The 18,490-nt window shown below is 63.9% G+C and carries 15 protein-coding genes; 8 read left to right on the top strand and 7 right to left on the bottom strand.

All coding sequences use genetic code 11. The features are described from left to right. Positions 1-6: 6 nt before the first annotated feature. The 4 genes from ACZ0AV_RS17850 to ACZ0AV_RS17835 all read right to left on the bottom strand — a co-directional run bounded on the left by ACZ0AV_RS17850 (position 7) and on the right by ACZ0AV_RS17835 (position 4,034). Entirely contained in the window at positions 7-777 is a 771-nt protein-coding gene (locus tag ACZ0AV_RS17850) for a YfaP family protein (protein WP_499153388.1), read from the bottom strand. A gap of 358 nt (positions 778-1,135) precedes the next feature. Beyond that, positions 1,136-2,077, bottom strand: a complete 942-nt coding sequence (locus tag ACZ0AV_RS17845; protein ID WP_499152267.1) for an AEC family transporter — start codon at positions 2,075-2,077, stop codon at positions 1,136-1,138. A 121-nt stretch (positions 2,078-2,198) separates the two neighbouring features. After that, a complete protein-coding gene (locus ACZ0AV_RS17840) occupies positions 2,199-2,759 on the bottom strand; it encodes a response regulator transcription factor (protein WP_499152266.1) in 561 nt (186 codons plus the stop codon). Positions 2,760-2,774: 15 nt separating this feature from the next. Continuing rightward, entirely contained in the window at positions 2,775-4,034 is a 1,260-nt protein-coding gene (locus ACZ0AV_RS17835) for an ATP-binding protein (protein ID WP_499152265.1), read from the bottom strand. Between the two features lie 249 nt (positions 4,035-4,283). Here ACZ0AV_RS17835 and ACZ0AV_RS17830 point away from each other — a divergent pair, with 249 nt between their 5' ends. Then, positions 4,284-4,991 (top strand): SIMPL domain-containing protein, encoded by a 708-nt coding sequence (locus ACZ0AV_RS17830; RefSeq protein WP_499152264.1) that lies wholly within the window; start codon positions 4,284-4,286, stop codon positions 4,989-4,991. 222 nt (positions 4,992-5,213) lie between these two features. Then, positions 5,214-6,812 carry an ABC transporter substrate-binding protein gene (locus tag ACZ0AV_RS17825; RefSeq protein WP_499152263.1) on the top strand — a complete coding sequence of 533 codons (1,599 nt, stop codon included), beginning with the start codon at positions 5,214-5,216 and terminating at the stop codon, positions 6,810-6,812. Between the two features lie 283 nt (positions 6,813-7,095). Here ACZ0AV_RS17825 and ACZ0AV_RS17820 read toward each other — a convergent pair whose 3' ends face one another. Then, on the bottom strand, positions 7,096-8,325 hold the full coding sequence (locus ACZ0AV_RS17820; RefSeq protein ID WP_499152262.1) for a M24 family metallopeptidase: 1,230 nt from the start codon (positions 8,323-8,325) through the stop codon (positions 7,096-7,098). A gap of 185 nt (positions 8,326-8,510) precedes the next feature. Here ACZ0AV_RS17820 and ACZ0AV_RS17815 point away from each other — a divergent pair, with 185 nt between their 5' ends. The 6 genes from ACZ0AV_RS17815 to ACZ0AV_RS17790 all read left to right on the top strand — a co-directional run bounded on the left by ACZ0AV_RS17815 (position 8,511) and on the right by ACZ0AV_RS17790 (position 15,207). After that, entirely contained in the window at positions 8,511-9,077 is a 567-nt protein-coding gene (locus tag ACZ0AV_RS17815; protein ID WP_499152261.1) for a cupin domain-containing protein, read from the top strand. A gap of 178 nt (positions 9,078-9,255) precedes the next feature. Continuing rightward, positions 9,256-10,845, top strand: a complete 1,590-nt coding sequence (locus ACZ0AV_RS17810) for an ABC transporter substrate-binding protein (RefSeq protein WP_499153387.1) — start codon at positions 9,256-9,258, stop codon at positions 10,843-10,845. Positions 10,846-10,988: 143 nt separating this feature from the next. Beyond that, positions 10,989-11,999, top strand: a complete 1,011-nt coding sequence (locus ACZ0AV_RS17805) for an ABC transporter permease subunit (RefSeq protein ID WP_499152260.1) — start codon at positions 10,989-10,991, stop codon at positions 11,997-11,999. A 229-nt stretch (positions 12,000-12,228) separates the two neighbouring features. After that, positions 12,229-13,137: an ABC transporter permease subunit gene (locus ACZ0AV_RS17800; RefSeq protein ID WP_499152259.1), complete on the top strand. Its 909-nt coding sequence runs from the start codon at positions 12,229-12,231 to the stop codon at positions 13,135-13,137. Positions 13,138-13,264: 127 nt separating this feature from the next. Further along, on the top strand, positions 13,265-14,239 hold the full coding sequence (locus tag ACZ0AV_RS17795) for an ABC transporter ATP-binding protein (RefSeq protein ID WP_499152258.1): 975 nt from the start codon (positions 13,265-13,267) through the stop codon (positions 14,237-14,239). Next, complete coding sequence (locus ACZ0AV_RS17790; RefSeq protein WP_499152257.1) at positions 14,239-15,207, top strand: peptide ABC transporter ATP-binding protein; 969 nt, start codon at positions 14,239-14,241, stop codon at positions 15,205-15,207. Before ACZ0AV_RS17795 ends, ACZ0AV_RS17790 begins: the two co-directional genes overlap by 1 nt. A gap of 42 nt (positions 15,208-15,249) precedes the next feature. On the opposite strand, the gene ACZ0AV_RS17785 is transcribed toward ACZ0AV_RS17790, so the two are convergent. Continuing rightward, a complete protein-coding gene (locus ACZ0AV_RS17785; protein WP_499152256.1) occupies positions 15,250-17,772 on the bottom strand; it encodes a PepSY domain-containing protein in 2,523 nt (840 codons plus the stop codon). 235 nt (positions 17,773-18,007) lie between these two features. After that, positions 18,008-18,472 (bottom strand): hypothetical protein, encoded by a 465-nt coding sequence (locus ACZ0AV_RS17780; protein WP_499152255.1) that lies wholly within the window; start codon positions 18,470-18,472, stop codon positions 18,008-18,010. Positions 18,473-18,490 lie beyond the last annotated feature (18 nt).

The raw sequence follows: 18,490 nt of genomic DNA, 5'->3' as shown, positions 1-18,490 counted from the left end.
GGGATATCAGTAATTGAAAGATTTAACGAAAAGCAGCTCGCCAATGGCGCGCAGTGGCACCAGGAAGGTTTCGCGCTTCTCGTTGACGGTGTTCTCGTTGAAGATCAGGTTGATCTGCGCGGTGATGATCTCGTTCTGGTTGCTACCGGTCTCGAAGTTGTACCCCTGGCTGCCCAGGTTGCCCCAGTAGTTCACGTAGATCAGGTAGGTGCCCTGCAGCGGCGCGGTCATGGTGAACATTTCCGGGCCCGGACCGTCGACGCTGTCGACATCCAGGCCGCCGCCGTTGGTCAGTACCGGCTGGCTCCAGAACGCGTGCTGGCCATCCGGGGTGACCACGTGCAGGTCGAGCTCGGCCTTGGGGTCGTCCCAGCCGAGGACCATGCGTATGCGCGCCGGCGTGCGCAGGTTGTTGGCCTCGTAGAACTGAATGCGCTTGAGTGATTGCCCCTCGCCTGCCACAAGTTCCACGCTGTTGGAACCGGCGCCAAAGGCGTAGGGCCGGGCGAAGCGGCCCCGCTCGTCGGCGTAGAGCGGCAGCGGGTTGCCGTTGACTACCAGCCGGTGCGGCGCACGCAGGTGGCCAATGTTCTGCAGGGTGCCCTCGATCAGGCTGCGCCCGCGCTGGGCACCACGGTCGATGGGCGGCGTCGGATAGGCGACGCGCGCCTCGTTGTCGCCTTCATCGAGGCCGTGGTAGCGCCAGCCACCACCGGGGCCCTGCATTGATACGGCAGGCTCTGCCCAGCCAGTAGCCGGCAGCAGCGAAACGCACAGGAGCAGCACACGGGTCGGCAACCAGGCGCGGGCACGGGCGAGTCGACACGCCCCGTGTCGCGAAAGCGGATGAACCACTGCACTGCACTCCTTGTGCGTGTGCCAAGGCTGTCTGCCCGGCCTCTGCACTTCACATCGACGGCCCATCAACGGTGACGAGGCGCCTTCACGGACATTCCCAAATCGGCATTGTCACATGAGGTTACACGCTGGCCGGTGATGCTAGCGACTTGCCCGGTCACTGACAATCGTGGCAGTTGCGAATCGGCACTGGATCACAGAGACAAGTGCTGATGAAAGGTGAGAAGCGGGCGTGGGCATACAGCGCTGCTGTCCACCTCGCCTCCAGGCCGCCTGGCTAGATCCAGGCCGCCCACTGCAACAGCAGCAACCCGACGTTGGTGGTCACCACCGCGGCCAGGGTGGTGATGACGATGATCGCCGCCGCCAACTGATAGTTGCCATTCATCGCGCGTGCCATGACGAAGCTGGCAGCTGCCGTGGGGCTGGCGAAGTACAGGAAGAGAATCGCCAGGTCCGCACCACGAAAGCCCAGCGCCCAGGCGCCCAGGGTCGAGAACAGCGGCAGCCAGACCATTTTCATCAGGCTGGAACCCACTGCCACGCCGCTGCTCTCGCGCAGCGAGGTAAGCGACAGGGTGCCGCCGATGCAGATCAGGGCCAGCGGCAAGGTCATCTGCGCGAAGTACTCCCCGGACACCATCGCCCACTGCGGCAGGGGAATTTGCCAGTAGGCAAAGGGGATGGCCAGCAGCACGCCGATGATCGGCGGGTTGGTGATGATGCCTTTGCACAGTGCCCGCCAGTCAGACTTCACGCCCGGTGCATAGACAGTCAGAACGATTGCCGAAAGCACGTTGTAGCAAACGATCACCACACCGCCGAGCACCGCGCCGACCGACAGGCCGTAATCGCCATACATGCTGGCCGCCAGGGCCAGGCCGACGATGCCATTGTTGCCGCGAAAGGCGCCCTGGGTGTAGATACCGCGATCGGCCATCGGGCAGCGCCAGATGGCCCAGCCCCAGGCGATGGCGAAGCTGATCAGCGTGGCGAGTACGAAATAGCCGATCAATGCCGGTTTGAGCGCTGCCCCGAGATCCGCGTTGACGATGCTGAGAAACAGCAGGGTCGGCATGGTGCCGCGAAACACCAGTGACGATGCGGTATCGATGAACGAATCGTTGATCCAGCGCAGCCGCTTGAGCAGCACGCCGAGAAACAGCATGGAAAAGACCGGGGCGGTAATGCCGAGGGTTTGCTGAAGCACGGCGAGCATGGAAGTCCCGGAGCAGAAAGGTGGCGGCTGGAAGCGACGACGTGCCGGGTTGCCAGGCACGTCGGTAGCAGGCTAATGATAGCAAAGCTTCAGCCGCTGCAACCTGCAGCGTCAGTGCCGCTCAGCGGCGAACGGGACGCTTCTGCAGTTTGCGCTGCAGGGTACGCCGGTGCATGCCAAGGGCGCGGGCGGTCGCCGAGATGTTGCCTTCGTGCTCAGCCAGCACGCGCTGGATGTGCTCCCACTGCAGGCGATCCACCGACATGGGGTTTTCCGGCACCAGGGTGTCCAGGTCGGCGTGCTGGGTCAACAGGGCCGCGAGCACATCGTCGGCGTCCGCCGGCTTGCACAGGTAGTTGCAGGCGCCGCGCTTGATGGCCTCCACGGCGGTGGCGATGCTCGAATAGCCAGTGAGGATCACCACGCGCATTTCCGCATCCAGTTCCAGCAGCTTGGGCAGCAGCACCAGGCCGGAATCACCTTCCATCTTCAGGTCCAGCACGGCGTAGTCGGGCAGATCCTGGGCGGCGATGGCCAGGCCCTCTTCGGCCGACGCGGCCGTCGACACGCGCAGGCCGCGGTTGCTCATGGCCCGGGCCATGACGCGGGTGAAGGTAGGGTCGTCGTCGACCAGCAGCAGATGGGGTTGTTCTTCGCTTTCCAACAGCGCTTCGTCACTCATACATCACTCCTTAACTCAGGCCCGAACGTAAGCCCTTGGCAGCTTGAGCTCGGTGAGCGTGCCGCCTTCTTCATGGTTATACAACTTCACGGTACCGCCGGCACGGGTCACGCTGGCCTGGCTTAAGAACAGCCCGAGGCCAAAACCTTTGCCCTTGCCCTTGGTGGTGAAGAACGGCCGACCCAGCTGCTCGGCGATGGCCAAGGGTACACCCGCGCCGTAGTCCCGTATGCTCAGGCGCACCCATTGATGGTCCCAGTCCAGGCAGATCTCCAGGTTTTCCGGGCAGGCATCGGCGGCGTTGTTGAGCAGGTTGAGCAGCGCCTGGGTGAGGTCCGCCGGCGGCATCAGCTGCGGCGGTTTGCCAACCCCGGTGCACTCGTAACGATAGCTCGCCTCGGGGCGCATCAGGTGCCAGCGATTGAGGGTGGTTTCCAGCCAGTCCACCGAGGACATCTCCACCACCGCCTGGCGACGGTCGGCTTCGGCGGCGCGTACCAGTTGCTGAAGGGTCTCCTTGCACAGCTTGACCTGCTCCTGCAGCAGCGCCAGGTCTTCCTGCAGCAACGGATTCTGGTGCTCGCGGCGCAACTCCTTGATCAGCACGCTCATGGTCGCCAGGGGTGTACCCAACTCGTGGGCGGCGCCCGCGGCCTGAGTCGCGACAGCGAGCAACTGCTGGTCGCGCATGCCCTCCTCGCGGCGCTCGGCGCGCAGCTTTTCCTGCTGACGCAGTTCCTCGGCCATCTTGGCGACGAAAAAGGTGATCAGCCCTGCCGCCAGGGCGAAGCTCAGCCACATGCCGTAGACCAGCAGGCTTTCCCGCGGCCCGACCGGCAACTCCAGCGGGTGCGACCACATCAGCAGCACGGTGTAGGACCCCAGCGCCATGCCGCCGAGGATCATGGTGAACAGCCACGGCAAGGTCGCCGCGGCAATGGTCAGCGGCACCAGGTAATAGGAAACGAAGGGGTTAGCCGAGCCACCCGAGTAGTACAGCAGCACGCTGTGGATGATCAGGTCGAAGCCCAGGTGGATGCCGTATTCGACCTCGGTCACTGGCCAGGGTCCACGCAGGCGAACGGCCGTCAGCAGGCACAGCACCAGCGATGCACCGAGGGTGATGCTCAGTTGCAGCCAGGGCAGCGGCAACAGTTCGGATTTGTAGGCCAGGCCAACCGAACCGGCTTGTGCGGCGAGCACCAGGAAGCGGATCAGGGTCAGGCGCCACAGGTTCTGGCGACTGGCCGACAGCAGTTGTACGGGGGCGAGCATCGGATTTCCTCAAGGCTCATCGCGAGCCTGGCGAGTATAACCAAGCCCACCGACGGCCTGATGCGGCAACGCGCCGCAGTCGTACGATGATCGCCAGTGCAGCCGCCGGGCAAACAGATCACCTGCCGAAAACGAGGGTCAGAAGATGAGTAACTATTTTTCGACTGCCTTGACCCGAATCACCGGGTCAGCTCGTCTACCCTGATGAACACGGTCGTCAGCCGTGCCCGTTATCGATAAGGAACCGTCATGCAGCCACTGTCCCGCCTCGCCACCGTCCTGGCCTTCACCACTGCCGGCCTGTTGAGCGTCACCGCCCATGCCGAGGAGCCTCGCTACAACCAGATTTCCCTGAGCACTCAGGTCAGCCATGAAGTGGCCCATGATCTGATGCAGGTCACCCTGTACACCGAATCCCAACACAACGACCCAGCTGCTCTGGCCGCCGAGATCACTCGTACCCTCAATGCCGGCCTTACCCAGGCCCGCGGTGTGCAGGGCGTGACGGTTTCCCAAGGCAGCCGTAACAGCTACCCGGTCTACAGCGAGAAAGGCGAGGCCATCAGCGCCTGGCGCGAGCGCGCCGAAATCCGCCTGGAGAGCGCCGATTTCGCCGCGCTCTCGAAACTGACCGGCGACATGCTCAAGACGCTCAAGATGGGCGGCATGAGCTTCAGCATTGCCGACGCCACGCGCAAGAAAGAGGAAGACGCGCTGATCAAGGACGCCGTCGCGGCATTCAAGGAACGTGCGCAACTGACCACCGAAGCGCTGGGCGGCAAGAGCTACAAGCTGGTCAGCCTGGGCCTCAACAGCGGCGGTTTCGTGCGCCCGCCGATGCGCATGGAGGCCATGAAAGCGGCATCGTTTTCCAGCGACAGCGTGACGCCCGAAGTCGAAGCCGGCACCAGCCAGGTGACCCTCAGCGCCGACGGCGTGATCGAAGTACAGATGTAAAGCGCCTGCCTGCCACCCACCGTGCCAGGCATCCGCCCAGGACGTTGCGATAGGGGTCGCGATGCCCTGGGCGCCCCGCTCGAATTTTTCTGCCCGTTTCGGCACATCCCGTGCATAGCGTAAAACAAGGTCTAGGGTTAACGCAGGCTCGTCAGCGTCTGACACGCCCCGTTTCCCAGCAGCAGACCCCTCACGAAAAAGCACAATAGACATGAGGTAACCATGCACAAGAACGCCTTTATCCAGGCTTTTGTCGTCGCCGGCCTGATCGCCAGCGCCCCCTTCGCACAGGCCGCCGGCAACCTGGTGTACTGCTCCGAAGGCAGCCCAGCGGGCTTCGACCCGGGGCTCTACACCACCGGTACCGACTTTGACGCCGGCGCCGAAACCGTTTTCAACCGTCTCTCGCAGTTCGAGCGTGGCGGCACCTCGGTGATCCCCGGTCTCGCCGAGAAATGGGATGTCAGCGATGACGGCCTGACCTACACCTTCCACCTGCGTGAAGGGGTGAAATTCCACACCACCGAGTACTTCAAGCCGAGCCGGGAATTCAACGCCGACGACGTGCTGTTCACCTTCAACCGGATGCTCAACAAGGATGATCCCTTCCGCAAGGCGTACCCCACCGAGTTCCCGTACTTCACCGACATGGGCATGGACAAGAACATCGCCAGGATCGAAAAAGTCGACGAGCACACGGTGCGCTTCACCCTCAACACCGTCGATGCTGCGTTCATCCAGAACATGGCAATGAGCTTCGCCTCGATCCACTCGGCCGAGTACGCCGCCCAGTTGCTCAAGGCCGGCAAGGCCTCGGACATCAACCAGAAGCCCATCGGCACCGGCCCGTTCGTGTTCAGCCGTTATCAAAAGGACGCGCAGATCCGCTACAAGGGCAACAAGGAATACTGGAACCCGGATGACGTGAAGATCGACAACCTGATCTTCGCCATCAACACCGACCCCTCGGTGCGTATGCAGAAGCTGCGGGCCGGCGAGTGTCACGTCAGCGTGTTCCCCCGCCCGGCGGACCTGGAAACGCTGAAGAAGGACCCCAAGCTGCAGATGCCCGAGCAGGCCGGTTTCAACGTCGGCTACCTGGCCTACAACACCGAGCACAAGCCGTTCGACCAGCTCGAAGTGCGCCAGGCCATGGACATGGCGGTCAACAAGCAGGCGATCATCAATGCCGTGTATCAGGGTGCCGGGCAGGTGGCCGTGAACGGCATGCCGCCGACCCAGTGGTCCTATGACGACACCATCAAGGACACCCCCTACAACCCGGAAAAAGCCAAGGAACTGCTCAAGGCCGCCGGCGTGAAGGAAGGCACTGAAATCACCCTGTGGGCCATGCCCGTGCAGCGCCCGTACAACCCCAACGCCAAGTTGATGGCCGAGATGCTGCAGGCCGACTGGGCGAAGATCGGCATCAAGGCGCGCATCGTCAGCTACGAATGGGGCGAGTACAACAAGCGCGCCAAGGCTGGCGAGCACGACGCCCTGCTGATCGGCTGGACCGGCGACAACGGTGACCCCGACAACTGGCTGAGCGTGCTCTACGGCTGCGACGCCATTGGCGGCAACAACTACAGCCGCCTGTGCAACAAGGAGTTCGACGCGCTGCTGAAGAAGGCCAAGGCGATCAATGACCGCGACGAGCGCACCGTGCTGTACAAGCAGGCCCAGCACCTGCTCAAGGCCGACGTGCAGAACACGCCGATCGCCCACTCCACGGTCTACCAGCCGATGAGCACGCGGGTGAAGGACTTCAAGATCAGCCCGTTCGGGATCAACTCCTTTTACGGCGTGAGCATCGAGTAACTTAGTTCTCCGAATGAAAGCGCCCGGCCAATTGGCCGGGCGTTTTCGTTTCCAGGAACCTGCTCATGATCTTGCGGATCGACTTCAGCATGTTGCCTGCAAAGTGGCGGGAGCGGACATTTGTAGGGTGGACGACGCTTCACCTACGCGGCCCGACCCGTCCACCGCTCTGCAATCGCAATGGTGGATGAAAAGAGCGTCGGCTACGCGCCCCGATCCACCCTACGTAATTAAGTGGCGAAGGCGGCCTTTCTCTTATCCCGTGGGAACGGGCGGGGACGGCTCAGGCGTTCAACCCGAACGGGTCGTCCACCGAATGGCTGGGCTCGGTAAACCAGCACGGACCGTCGGCAGTCATGTAGAAGTGGTCTTCCAGGCGAATGCCGAACTCGCCCGGCACGCAGATCATCGGCTCGTTGCTGAAGCACATGCCTTCGGCCAGCGGCGTGTCATCGCCGCCCACCAGGTAAGGCCCTTCGTGGATATCCAGGCCGATGCCGTGACCGGTACGGTGCGACAGGCCCGGCAGTTTGTAGCCAGGGCCGAGCCCGGCAGCTTCCAGGCTACGCCGCGCCGCGGCGTCCACCGACGCGCACGGCGCGCCGAGCACGGCGGCTTCGAACGCCGCCTGCTGAGCAGCCTTTTCCATGTCCCAGAATGCGCGCTGGCGTTCGCTGGGCGTGCCAAATACGTAGCTGCGGGTGATGTCCGACAGGTAGCTGTGCACCTGGCAGCCCGTGTCGATCAGCACCATGTCGCCATCCTTGAGCGTTTGCGCATGCTTGACCCCATGGGGGAAGGCGCTGGCAGCTCCGAACAGCACGATGCAAAAGATCGACCCCGGGGCGCCGACCTTGCGGTGGGCCTGGCGAATGAATTCGGCCACTTCAGTGGTGCTGATGCCTTCGTGAAGGATGCTCGCGGCAGCCTTGTGCACTTCCAGGGTCATGTCCTTGGCGCGCTGCATCAGGGCGATTTCCGCCGCTGATTTGTGCTGCCGACAAATCGTTGTGATCGGGCCGGCATCGACGAAACGGTAACCGTCGGTCAGCTGGCGAAGGCCGTCATACATGAAAAAAGGCAAGGAAGAACAAAGACCTACCCGCGGTAACGCACCATCATTGGGCGCAACGCCCATGCGCCGCAGGCAACGGATCAGCAACGCGTAGGGGCTCTCGTGCTCTTCCCAGGTGTTGATCGCACCCGGCACCACCTGGAAGTCGAGCACGGTACCTTCTTCGAAGGTCGGGGCCAGATACTCGAGCGCACCATGCGCGGGAATGATGGCGCCGACCATTCGTTCACTGGGGTTCCACTTCACACCGGTGAAGTACTGCAGATTGCTGCCCGCAGAAACGAAAAGTGCGGCAATTCCCTGCTCGTGCATCAACGTTTGAGCCCGTGCGATACGGGCGCGGTACTCGCCTTCGCTGATCGGCGCCGTGCCGGCCGTCATGTCCTGCAGGCGCGCCAAGGCCTGCTCCGGCGTGCTGCCGCCCACTCCCAGTGTCATCTGCGCATCCTCGTCTGGCGCCCGCAACGCACATCGTCGCCGGGCTGTACTGCGACAAAATTTAAGTGCAACTTAAATTACGGTCAAAGGTTTTTTCAGTGGGACTTAAAATGCCGTTTCAGCTTCCGGCTGAAGTCCCTGCGCGTGATGGGTATACTGCGGCGAATCGAATAGCGAGCCCCACCATGACCGCAGATCGCATTGGCGAACGCTTGCGCCGCTACCGGCGGGCCGCCGGCAAGACCCTCAACCAGGTAGCCGCAGACGCCGGCCTGACTGCCAGCTTCCTGTCCCAGGCAGAACGCAACCTGACCGGCGTGTCGATATCCTCCCTGGCAAGCATTGCCAAGTCCCTGAATATCCCGCTCAACGCGCTGTTCGATCAGCCCAGCCAGGCCCAGCCAGACTCGCACGTCAGCGAGCGTGTGCGCTACACCGTTGGCGGCCAGTTGCTGGCTTATGAGCGCCTTTCCAGCTCGTTTCCCGGCAACTCGATCAACGCGGTGAAAATGAATATCCCGGTCGGCTACCAGTCGGAGCTGATCGCCCACGAGGGCGTGGAGTTTTCCTACGTGCTCAGCGGGCAGATCATCTACACCATCGAAGGTCGCGATTATCCGCTAGGGCCAGGGGACTCGGTGCATTTCGATGCCGGCAAGCTGCATCGCCTGGCGAATGCCGCCGAGGCGCCGGCCGAGGTACTGACCATGACCACCATGGCGTTGTTCGACGATCATCCCGTCAACGAGTAAGTTTTGCCCCAATTCAGGGCAATTATGCGCAATGTTAGTGCTGCTTAATTTTTGTTGACCGAAATTTCAGCATGACTTAATTTCGAATTCGACCCGGTGGGCTATCCGCTTTCACCGCATTCCGAGCTCGCGCTGCACACCCAGGCGCGAACAAAAAGAAAAAGAGGTTCGCATGCGCATGTCTCCCCTGTGCAAGGCTCTGCTCACTGCAGGCCTGCTCACCAGTGCTTCGTTCGCCCACGCCAGCAACCTGGTGTATTGCTCCGAAGGCAGCCCGGGCGGTTTCGACCCCGGCCAGTACACCACCGGCACCGATTTCGATGCGGCATCGGAAACCATCTTCAACCGCCTGGCTGAGTTCGAGCGCGGTGGCACCAAGGCGCAACCCGGCCTGGCCACCTCCTGGGACATCAGCGAAGACGGCCTGACCTACACCTTCCACCTGCGCGAAGGGGTCAAGTTCCATAGCACCGACTACTTCAAGCCGACCCGCGAATTCAACGCCGACGACGTGCTCTTCACCTTCCAGCGCATGCTCGACCGCAACCACCCGTTCCGCAAGGCGTACCCCAGCGAGTTCCCGTACTTCACCGATATGGGCCTGGACAAGAACATCGCCAAGATCGAGAAGACCGACGACCACACCGTGGTCTTCACCTTGAACGCCGTGGACGCCGCCTTCGTGCAGAACCTGGCGATGAACTTCGCCGCCGTGCATTCGGCCGAGTACGCCGACCAGTTGCTCAAGGCTGGCAAGGCCGCGCAGATCAACCAGCAGCCCATCGGTACCGGCCCGTTCGTGTTCAGCCGCTACCAGAAGGATGCGGTGATCCGCTACAAGGGCAACAAGGAGTACTGGGCGCCCGAGCAAGTGAAGATCGACAACCTGATCTTCTCGATCAACACCGACGCCTCGGTGCGGGCGCAGAAACTGCGTGCCGGTGAATGCCACGTCACCCTCAATCCGCGCCCGGCCGACCTCCAGGGCCTGCAGGCGGACAAGAACCTCAACGTGCCGAGCGCCCCTGGCTACAACCTGGGCTACATCGCCTACAACGTGACCCGTGCGCCGTTCGACAAGCTCGAAGTGCGTCAGGCACTGGACATGGCGGTCAACAAGCAGGCGATCATCGACGCCGTGTACCAGGGCGCCGGCCAGTTGGCCGTCAACGGCATGCCGCCGACCCAGTGGTCCTACGACGAGTCGATCAAGGACGCCGCCTACAACCCGGAAAAAGCCAAGGAGCTGCTCAGGGCTGCCGGCGTGAAGGAAGGCACCGAAATCACCCTGTGGGCCATGCCGGTGCAGCGCCCGTACAACCCCAATGCGCGCCTGATGGCCGAGATGCTGCAGAACGACTGGGCCAAGGTCGGCGTCAAGGCACGCATCGTCAGCTACGAATGGGGCGAGTACATCAAGCGCGCCCACGCCGGCGAGCACGATGCCATGCTGATCGGCTGGACCGGCGACAACGGTGACCCCGACAACTGGCTCGGTACCCTGTACGGTTGCGCCTCGGTGGATGGCAACAACTTCTCCAAGTGGTGCGATGCCGAATACGACAAGCTGGTAGTCGCTGCCAAGCGCGTTACCGACCAGGCAGAGCGCACCGAGCTGTACAAACAGGCTCAGGTGGTGCTCAAGCGTGAAGTGCCGATCACCCCGATCGCCCACTCCACCGTCTACCAGCCGATGCGCGCCAGCGTGAAGGGCTTCCAGATCAGCCCCTTCGGTCGCAACAGCTTCATTGGTGTAAGCAACGACTGATTGCCCCACACCTTCTTGAACGGCGAACCCGGGCAAACGCCCGGGTCACGTCGTTGTCGAACAGCTACCCTGCACATAAGCGAAGGAATCGCCCAGAATTCCCGGCTGCTCGACACCGCCCTGATTAGGAGTTACCCACCCCCATGCTGAGTTTCATTGCGCGCCGTCTGGGCTTGCTGATTCCCACTTTCTTCGGCGTCACCCTGCTGACCTTCGCGCTGATTCGCATGATCCCCGGCGACCCCGTGGAAGTGATGATGGGCGAACGTCGCGTCGACCCGCAGATGCACGCTGAAGCGATGGAGCGCCTGGGCCTGAACAAGCCGCTGTACGCGCAGTACATCGACTACATCAGCCAGTTGGCGCGCGGTGACCTGGGCGAATCGCTGCGCACCCGCACCCCGGTGTGGGACGAGTTCACCACGCTGTTTCCCGCCACCCTGGAACTGACCCTGGCGGCGCTGCTGTTCGCCGGTACCCTGGGGCTGATCGCCGGGGTGATCGCCGCCCTCAAGCGCGGCTCGCTGTTCGATCACGGCGTGATGGGCATCTCCCTCACCGGCTATTCGATGCCGATCTTCTGGTGGGGCCTGCTGCTGATCATGTTCTTCTCGGTGTGGCTGGGCTGGACGCCGGTGTCCGGCCGTATCGACCTGCTCTACGACATTCAGCCGGTCACCGGCTTCATGCTCATCGACACCCTGCTCTCCGACGAGGAAGGTGCGTTCGTCGATGCATTGCGCCACCTGATCCTGCCGGCCATCGTGCTCGGCACCATTCCGCTGGCGGTGATCGCGCGCATGACGCGCTCGGCGATGCTCGAAGTGCTGCGTGAAGACTACGTGCGTACCGCCCGCGCCAAGGGCCTGTCGCCGGGCCGTGTGGTGTTCGTGCACGGCCTGCGCAATGCGCTGATTCCGGTACTCACCGTGTTCGGCCTGCAGGTCGGCACGCTGCTGGCCGGTGCGGTGCTGACCGAAACCATCTTCTCCTGGCCGGGCATCGGCAAATGGCTGATCGAATCGATTGGCGCACGTGACTATCCGGTGGTGCAGAACGGCATCCTGCTGATCGCCTGCCTGGTCATCCTGGTCAACTTCGTGGTGGACATCCTGTATGGACTGGCCAACCCACGCATTCGCCACCAGCGCTGATAAAGGAGCCTGAAATGTCCCTGAACCAGCCCTGCTGGCAACCCGTAGGGTGGATGACGCTTTTCTCATCCACCACGACCGCGCCGCGGTGGACGGATAAAGCGTCGTCCGCCCTACAAAATACTTCCGTCGCCTGGGTCGAGCATCGCGATACCCAGGTCGCTCTCTCCCGGGTGTCGCTGCGCTCGACCCAGGCTACGCCCACATCCAATATCCATGAGGCGCGCCCATGACCTCGACCACCACCACGCCCCTGGACCAAAGCCTGGTCTACCCGTCGCCCATGAAGGAGTTCTGGAGCGCCTTCAGCCACAACAAGGGCGCAGTCGCCGGCCTTGGTTTCATGATCCTGATCGTGTTCTGCGCGCTGTTCGCACCATGGATCGCGCCCTACTCGCCCAGCGAACAGTTCCGCGATGCGCTGCTCACACCGCCGGTATGGCTGGATGGCGGCCAGTGGCGTTTCGTCCTTGGCACCGATGAAGTCGGCCGTGATCTGCTGTCGCGACTGATCCATGGCGCACGCCTGTCCTTGCTGATCGGCCTCGCCTCGGTGGTCATCTCGCTGATCCCAGGGTTGCTGCTCGGCCTGGTGGCGGGTTTCTTCCCGCGCCTGATGGGCCCGTCGATCATGCGCCTGATGGACGTCATGCTGGCCTTGCCCTCGCTGCTGCTGGCGGTGGCCATCGTCGCCATCCTCGGCCCTGGGCTGATCAACACCGTGATCGCCATCGCCATCGTCTCGCTGCCCTCCTACGTGCGCCTGACCCGCGCCGCCGTGATGGGCGAGCTGAACCGCGACTACGTGACCGCCGCCCGCCTGGCCGGCGCCAGCCTGCCGCGCCTGATGTTCATCACCGTGCTGCCCAACTGCATGGCGCCGCTGATCGTGCAGGCCACGCTGAGTTTTTCCTCGGCGATTCTCGATGCAGCGGCGCTGGGCTTCCTCGGCCTCGGCGTGCAACCGCCAACGCCCGAGTGGGGCACCATGCTGGCTTCGGCACGCGACTACATCGAACGTGCGTGGTGGGTCGTGACCTTGCCGGGGCTGGCGATTCTGCTCAGCGTACTGGCGATCAACCTGATGGGCGACGGCCTGCGCGATGCGCTGGACCCGAAACTCAAGAACGCGATCTGAGGAGGCCGACCATGAACAACCTCCCAGCTGTACCAATGTCAGGGTGGACGGATGACGTCGGCTACGCGCCCCGCGCCACCCTACGCACCATGCCCAAGGCGCCACGCTACCCGATGGAGGCCGCCCGATGAGCCTGCTGGAAATCAACAACCTGAGCGTGCGCTTCGGCGACGCCAATGCCGTGCCAGTGGTCGACGGCCTCGACCTGAGCGTCGACAAGGGCGAAGTGCTGGCCATCGTCGGTGAATCCGGCTCCGGCAAGTCAGTCACCATGATGGCGCTGATGGGCCTGATCGATGCGCCCGGCATCGTCCGTGCCGATCGCCTGGTGTTCGACGGCACCGACATGCTCACCCTCAAGGGCCGCAAGCGTCGCCACATCGTCGGCAAAGACCTGTCGATGATCTTTCAGGATCCGATGACTGCGCTGAACCCCAGTTTCACCGTGGGCTTTCAGATCGAGGAAGTGCTGCGTCAGCACCTTGGTCTGAAAGGCAAGGCTGCCCGCCAGCGCGCCCTGCAACTGCTCGAACGGGTGGAGATTCCTGGCGCCGCCAGCCGCCTCGACGCCTATCCGCATCAACTGTCCGGGGGCATGAGCCAGCGCGTGGCGATTGCCATGGCGATTGCCGCCGAGCCGAAACTGCTGATCGCCGACGAACCCACCACGGCCCTCGACGTGACCATTCAGGCGCAGATCATGGAGCTGCTGCTCGACCTGCAGCGCGAGCAGAACATGGGCCTGGTACTGATCACCCACGACCTGGCCGTGGTCGCTGAAACCGCCAACCGCGTCTGCGTGATGTACGCCGGCCAGGCGGTCGAACTGGGCCAGGTGCCGGCACTGTTCGATGCGCCGACGCACCCGTACACCGAAGCGCTGATCAAGGCGATTCCCGAACACAGCCTGGGCGCCACGCGTCTCTCGACACTGCCCGGCATCGTGCCAGGGCGCTATGACCGGCCGCATGGCTGCCTGCTGTCGCCTCGTTGCCCCTACGTGCAGCAGAGCTGCCGAGAACAACGCCCCGCTCTCGAGCCACATGAGCGCGGTGCGGTGCGCTGCTACTTCCCGCTCAACCTGAAATCGGAGGTGGCGTGATGACGACCGTCCTGACCGCACGTGAACTGACGCGCCATTACGCCGTCTCCCAGGGGCTGTTCAAGCCCAGCGCCACCGTACAGGCGCTCAACGGCGTGTCCTTCGACCTGCAGGCCGGCAAGACGCTGGCCGTGGTGGGTGAATCCGGTTGCGGCAAATCCACCCTGGCACGCGCCCTGACGCTGATCGAGGAGCCGTCCTCCGGTTCGCTGCAGATCGCTGGCCAGGAAGTCGCAGGCGCCAATGCGCAAACCCGCAAACAATTGCGCCGTGACGTGCAGATGGTGTTCCAGAACCCCTACGCCTCGCTCAACCCGCGGCAGAAGATCGGTGACCAGTTGGCCGAGCCGCTGCTGATCAACACCAGCCTGTCGCGCGCCGAACGCCGCGAGAAGGTGCAGGCGATGATGAGCCAGGTCGGCCTGCGCCCCGAGCATTACCAGCGCTACCCGCACATGTTCTCCGGCGGCCAGCGCCAGCGCATCGCCCTGGCGCGCGCCATGATGCTCACGCCCAAGGTGCTGGTGGCCGACGAGCCGACCTCGGCGCTCGACGTGTCGATCCAGGCCCAGGTGCTGAACCTGTTCATGGACCTGCAGGACGAGTTCAAGACCGGCTACGTATTCATTTCCCACAACCTCTCGGTGGTGCGCCACGTCGCGGACGATGTGCTGGTGATGTACCTCGGCCGCCCGGCGGAAATGGGCCCCAGCGAGCGCATCTACGAGCGCCCGCTGCACCCCTATACCAAGGCGCTGCTGTCGGCCACGCCGACCATTCACCCGGACCCGAGCAAACCAAAGATCAAGATCGTCGGCGAGCTGCCCAACCCGCTGAATCCGCCGCCCGGCTGCCCGTTCCACAAACGCTGCCCTTACGCCACCGAACGCTGCGAGGTCGAGCTTCCCTTGCTGCGTCCGCTCGATGGCCGCCAGGTTGCCTGCCACCACGCCGAACAGTTTCTCTGACCCGCTAACCGGGCGCAGCTGCAGGCTGCGCCCGGCGATGCCTCAATAGACGTCGCGCCGGTAACGCCCCTGCTCGACCAAGGCGTCGACGGTAGCCTCGCCCAGCACCTCGCGCAGCACCTGATCCACCCCCGCCGCCATGCCCTGCAGGCTGCCGCACACATAAACCGCAGCCCCCTCATCGACCCATCTCAGCAGCTCGCCAGCCGCTTCGCGCAAGCGATCCTGCACGTAGAGGCGCTGCGCCTGGTCACGGGAAAAGGCCACATCGAGACGCTGCAGACAGCCATCATCGCACCAGCCCTGCAACTCCTCGCGGCAGTAGAAATCGTGTTCGGCGTTGCGCTCGCCAAACAATAGCCAGTTGCGCGAGTGCCCGGCAGCGATGCGTGCCTTGAGCAGGCTACGCAGGCCGGCGAGCCCGGTGCCATTGCCGATCAGGATCACCGGGCGATCATCCTCCGGCGCATGGAAACCGCTGTTGCGCCGCACCCGCGCCAGCAATAGCCCGCCAATCGGCAGGTACGCGGTCAGCCAGCCGGAACCAGCCCCCAATTGGCCATTGCTCAGGTGTTGCTGGCGCACGATCAGCTCCAGCCTGCCGTCTTCGGGCAAGGAAGCGATGGAGTACTCACGGCTGGGCAGCGGTACCAGTGCCTCCAGCAGCGCGTGGGCATGCAGGCCCACCAGATGGCTGGCGGTAGCAGGTAACTGGCGTGCGGCCAGCGCCTCACCGAGCGTCTGGCCCGCCGGTTCGATGACGACAGACGCCAGCGCCTGCAGGCCATGGGCGTGCACCCAGCGCTGCACCTGCTCGGCGCCATTGCGCGGCAGTATTTCAAGGATGTCACCGGCTTCCCAGGTCACGCCCGCTGGGGGCTGCAGGCCAATCAACCAGGTGCTCGCCCCCTGCCCGGCAGGGTTGAGGCAGGCACGCTCGCGCAGCTCCCAGCCATCGTAGGGCACCTGCTGCACGGCCAGCGGCTGCACGCCGGTCAGCTCGGCCAACTGTCGCTGCCAGCTCAGCAAGGCAGCCGGATCGTCGCCGTCGACCTCGATCCGTCCGCCAAGGCGCTGGGCACCGCGGCTGATCAGCCAGTCATCAATGCGCCGGGCGAAGCCGCAGAACTGCGTGTATTGGCGATCACCCAGGGCCAGTACCGCATAGCGCAGGCCGGGCAGGTCGAGCGCTGCCGCCAGCCACTGGCGCTCGACACCTCGGGCACTGTCCGGTGCCTGGCCGTCGCCAAACGTGCTGAGCACCAGCAACGCGCGCGGCGTCGCGCTGAGCCGCGCAATGTCGATGTGCGCCAGTGGCTGCACGTCCACCGCCAGGCCCGCCGCCTGCAACTGCCCCGCGGTCTGCCAGGCCAGTTGCTCGGCGAAGCCGCTCTGGCTGGCAAACCCTACCAACCAGGATTCACCGGCTTCGCCACCACCGAGCGCCTGCCGGGCCGCCAGCGCTGCACGCTTCTTGCGGCGGCGGTCCAGGTACAACAGCCAGCCGGTGACGAAGAACAGCGGCATCAGCAGGCTGGCGACCATCATCAGTACCCGCCCGGCCATGCCGAAGTACTCACCGGTATGCAGGGCATAGACGCTGGCCAGCAACTGCGCCTTGAACGACTTGTCGGCGTAACGCTCCACCTGCCTGGCCTCACCGCTCAGTGGGTCGAGCTGCGCCTGGTTGAAAGCGCGGCTGTGCTCGGCATCGCGCAGCATGAAGAACAGGCGGGCGGGCTGCCCCACCGCAGTGGGCAGTTGCAGGCTATAGACGGCGAGCCTGTCGCCGGCAGTCTGCTGAATGCCGTACCAGAGTCTGGCGTAGTTCACCTGGGGCATGGGCTGGCCATCGGCGGGCGGCCCGCGGCGACCACGCTCCGCGCCTGCCGCACGCGGCGTATCGCTGAGCAGGGTTTCCAGGCCGCTGCGGTACCAGTCGTAGGACCAGTACAGCCCCGTCAGCGCCGCACACAGGTACAGCGGCAGGCACCAGGTGCCGACCACTGCATGCAGGTCCCAATTGAACGCGCGGCCCTTCTTGGCCCAGTCGAAGGTCAGCCAGGCGCGCCAGCTCCACACCTTACGCGGCCAGCGCAGGTACAGCCCGGACAGGCAGAAGAACACCAGGGCGATGGTGCAGGCGCCGGTGATCTGCCGGCCGCTCTGGCCCATGGCGAGGAAGCGATGCAACTGCAGCATCAGGCTGAAGAACGCCGCACCACGCGGCTCGCCCAGGGACTGGCCGGTGTAGGGGTCGACGAAACGCACCCCACCGCGACGCTCGCCCGGGGGCGGCGTCAGGAACACGCGGGTCGGCTGGCCACCCAGGGTATCCACATAAAGGCCGGACACGCTGATGCCCTGGGCCTGCAGGCGATCGATCATTTCACCGGGTTCGAGCACCGGCCCTGGCTGCGCCATTACCGCCATCTGGGGATTGATGGCCAGCAGGATCTCTTCCTGAAAACTGTACAACGCGCCTGTCACGCCCATCAGGGCAAGCACCAGGCCGGCACTGATGCCGAACAACCAATGCAGCTGGAAGAGGAGTTTCTTGAACACCGGAGTCGACTCTGTAAACACGCCGCCATTGAGGCATCATCCGAGCGGCGCCCCTGTTCCAGGCACACGAAAACCCACCAGGTCGAGGCCTGAGCGTGACGGTCCGTTCAGTTGATGAGGCACCCGGGTGCCATAAGCGAGGCGAGTCTATTCAGTAATAATTATCATGCAACACTTATTCGCATCTTTACTTCTGTAAAGACCCGGTATTGCCGGCGCAGCCGCCGATCAACGCTCAGCGCGTGCGCCGGGCTTCGATGGGCTGCGCGAGAATGAACAGGTCCCGGGCGATGGTCTCCGGGTACTGGTCGACCGGCAGCACGCCGGACAGCTTACGGGCCGCAGCGTCCAGCGGCGCCAGATGGAACTCGCGCTCCACCGCGCACGCCTCGAACAGGTGGCCGATCGCCTCGACTTCGGTGCTGCTGGTGCACGTCACGCGGCGGCCGGCGAGGAAGGCATTGAGCTGTTCACAGGCCTTCCGCGCCACCAGGCCGATGGCCTCCGCCTCGAGCAACGACACACCAAGGTCTTCCTCGCTCATGGGATCGAGCCCCGCCAGGCCGGCAGCCGGCTTGATGATGGCGGACATGCTCGAGCCAGGTACGGCGGCGCCGACTTCGATAGGAAATGGGCCATTCAGACTGTGATAGAAGCGGACGGCCATTGCACCGTCGAGCATTCCAGGGACTGATTTCATTGCACGACTCTCGTTGAT

This window comes from Pseudomonas sp. AC532 (assembly GCF_979258965.1).
The sequence above is the reverse complement of the archived record's forward strand: the minus strand, read 5'-3'. Positions and strand labels throughout refer to the sequence as shown.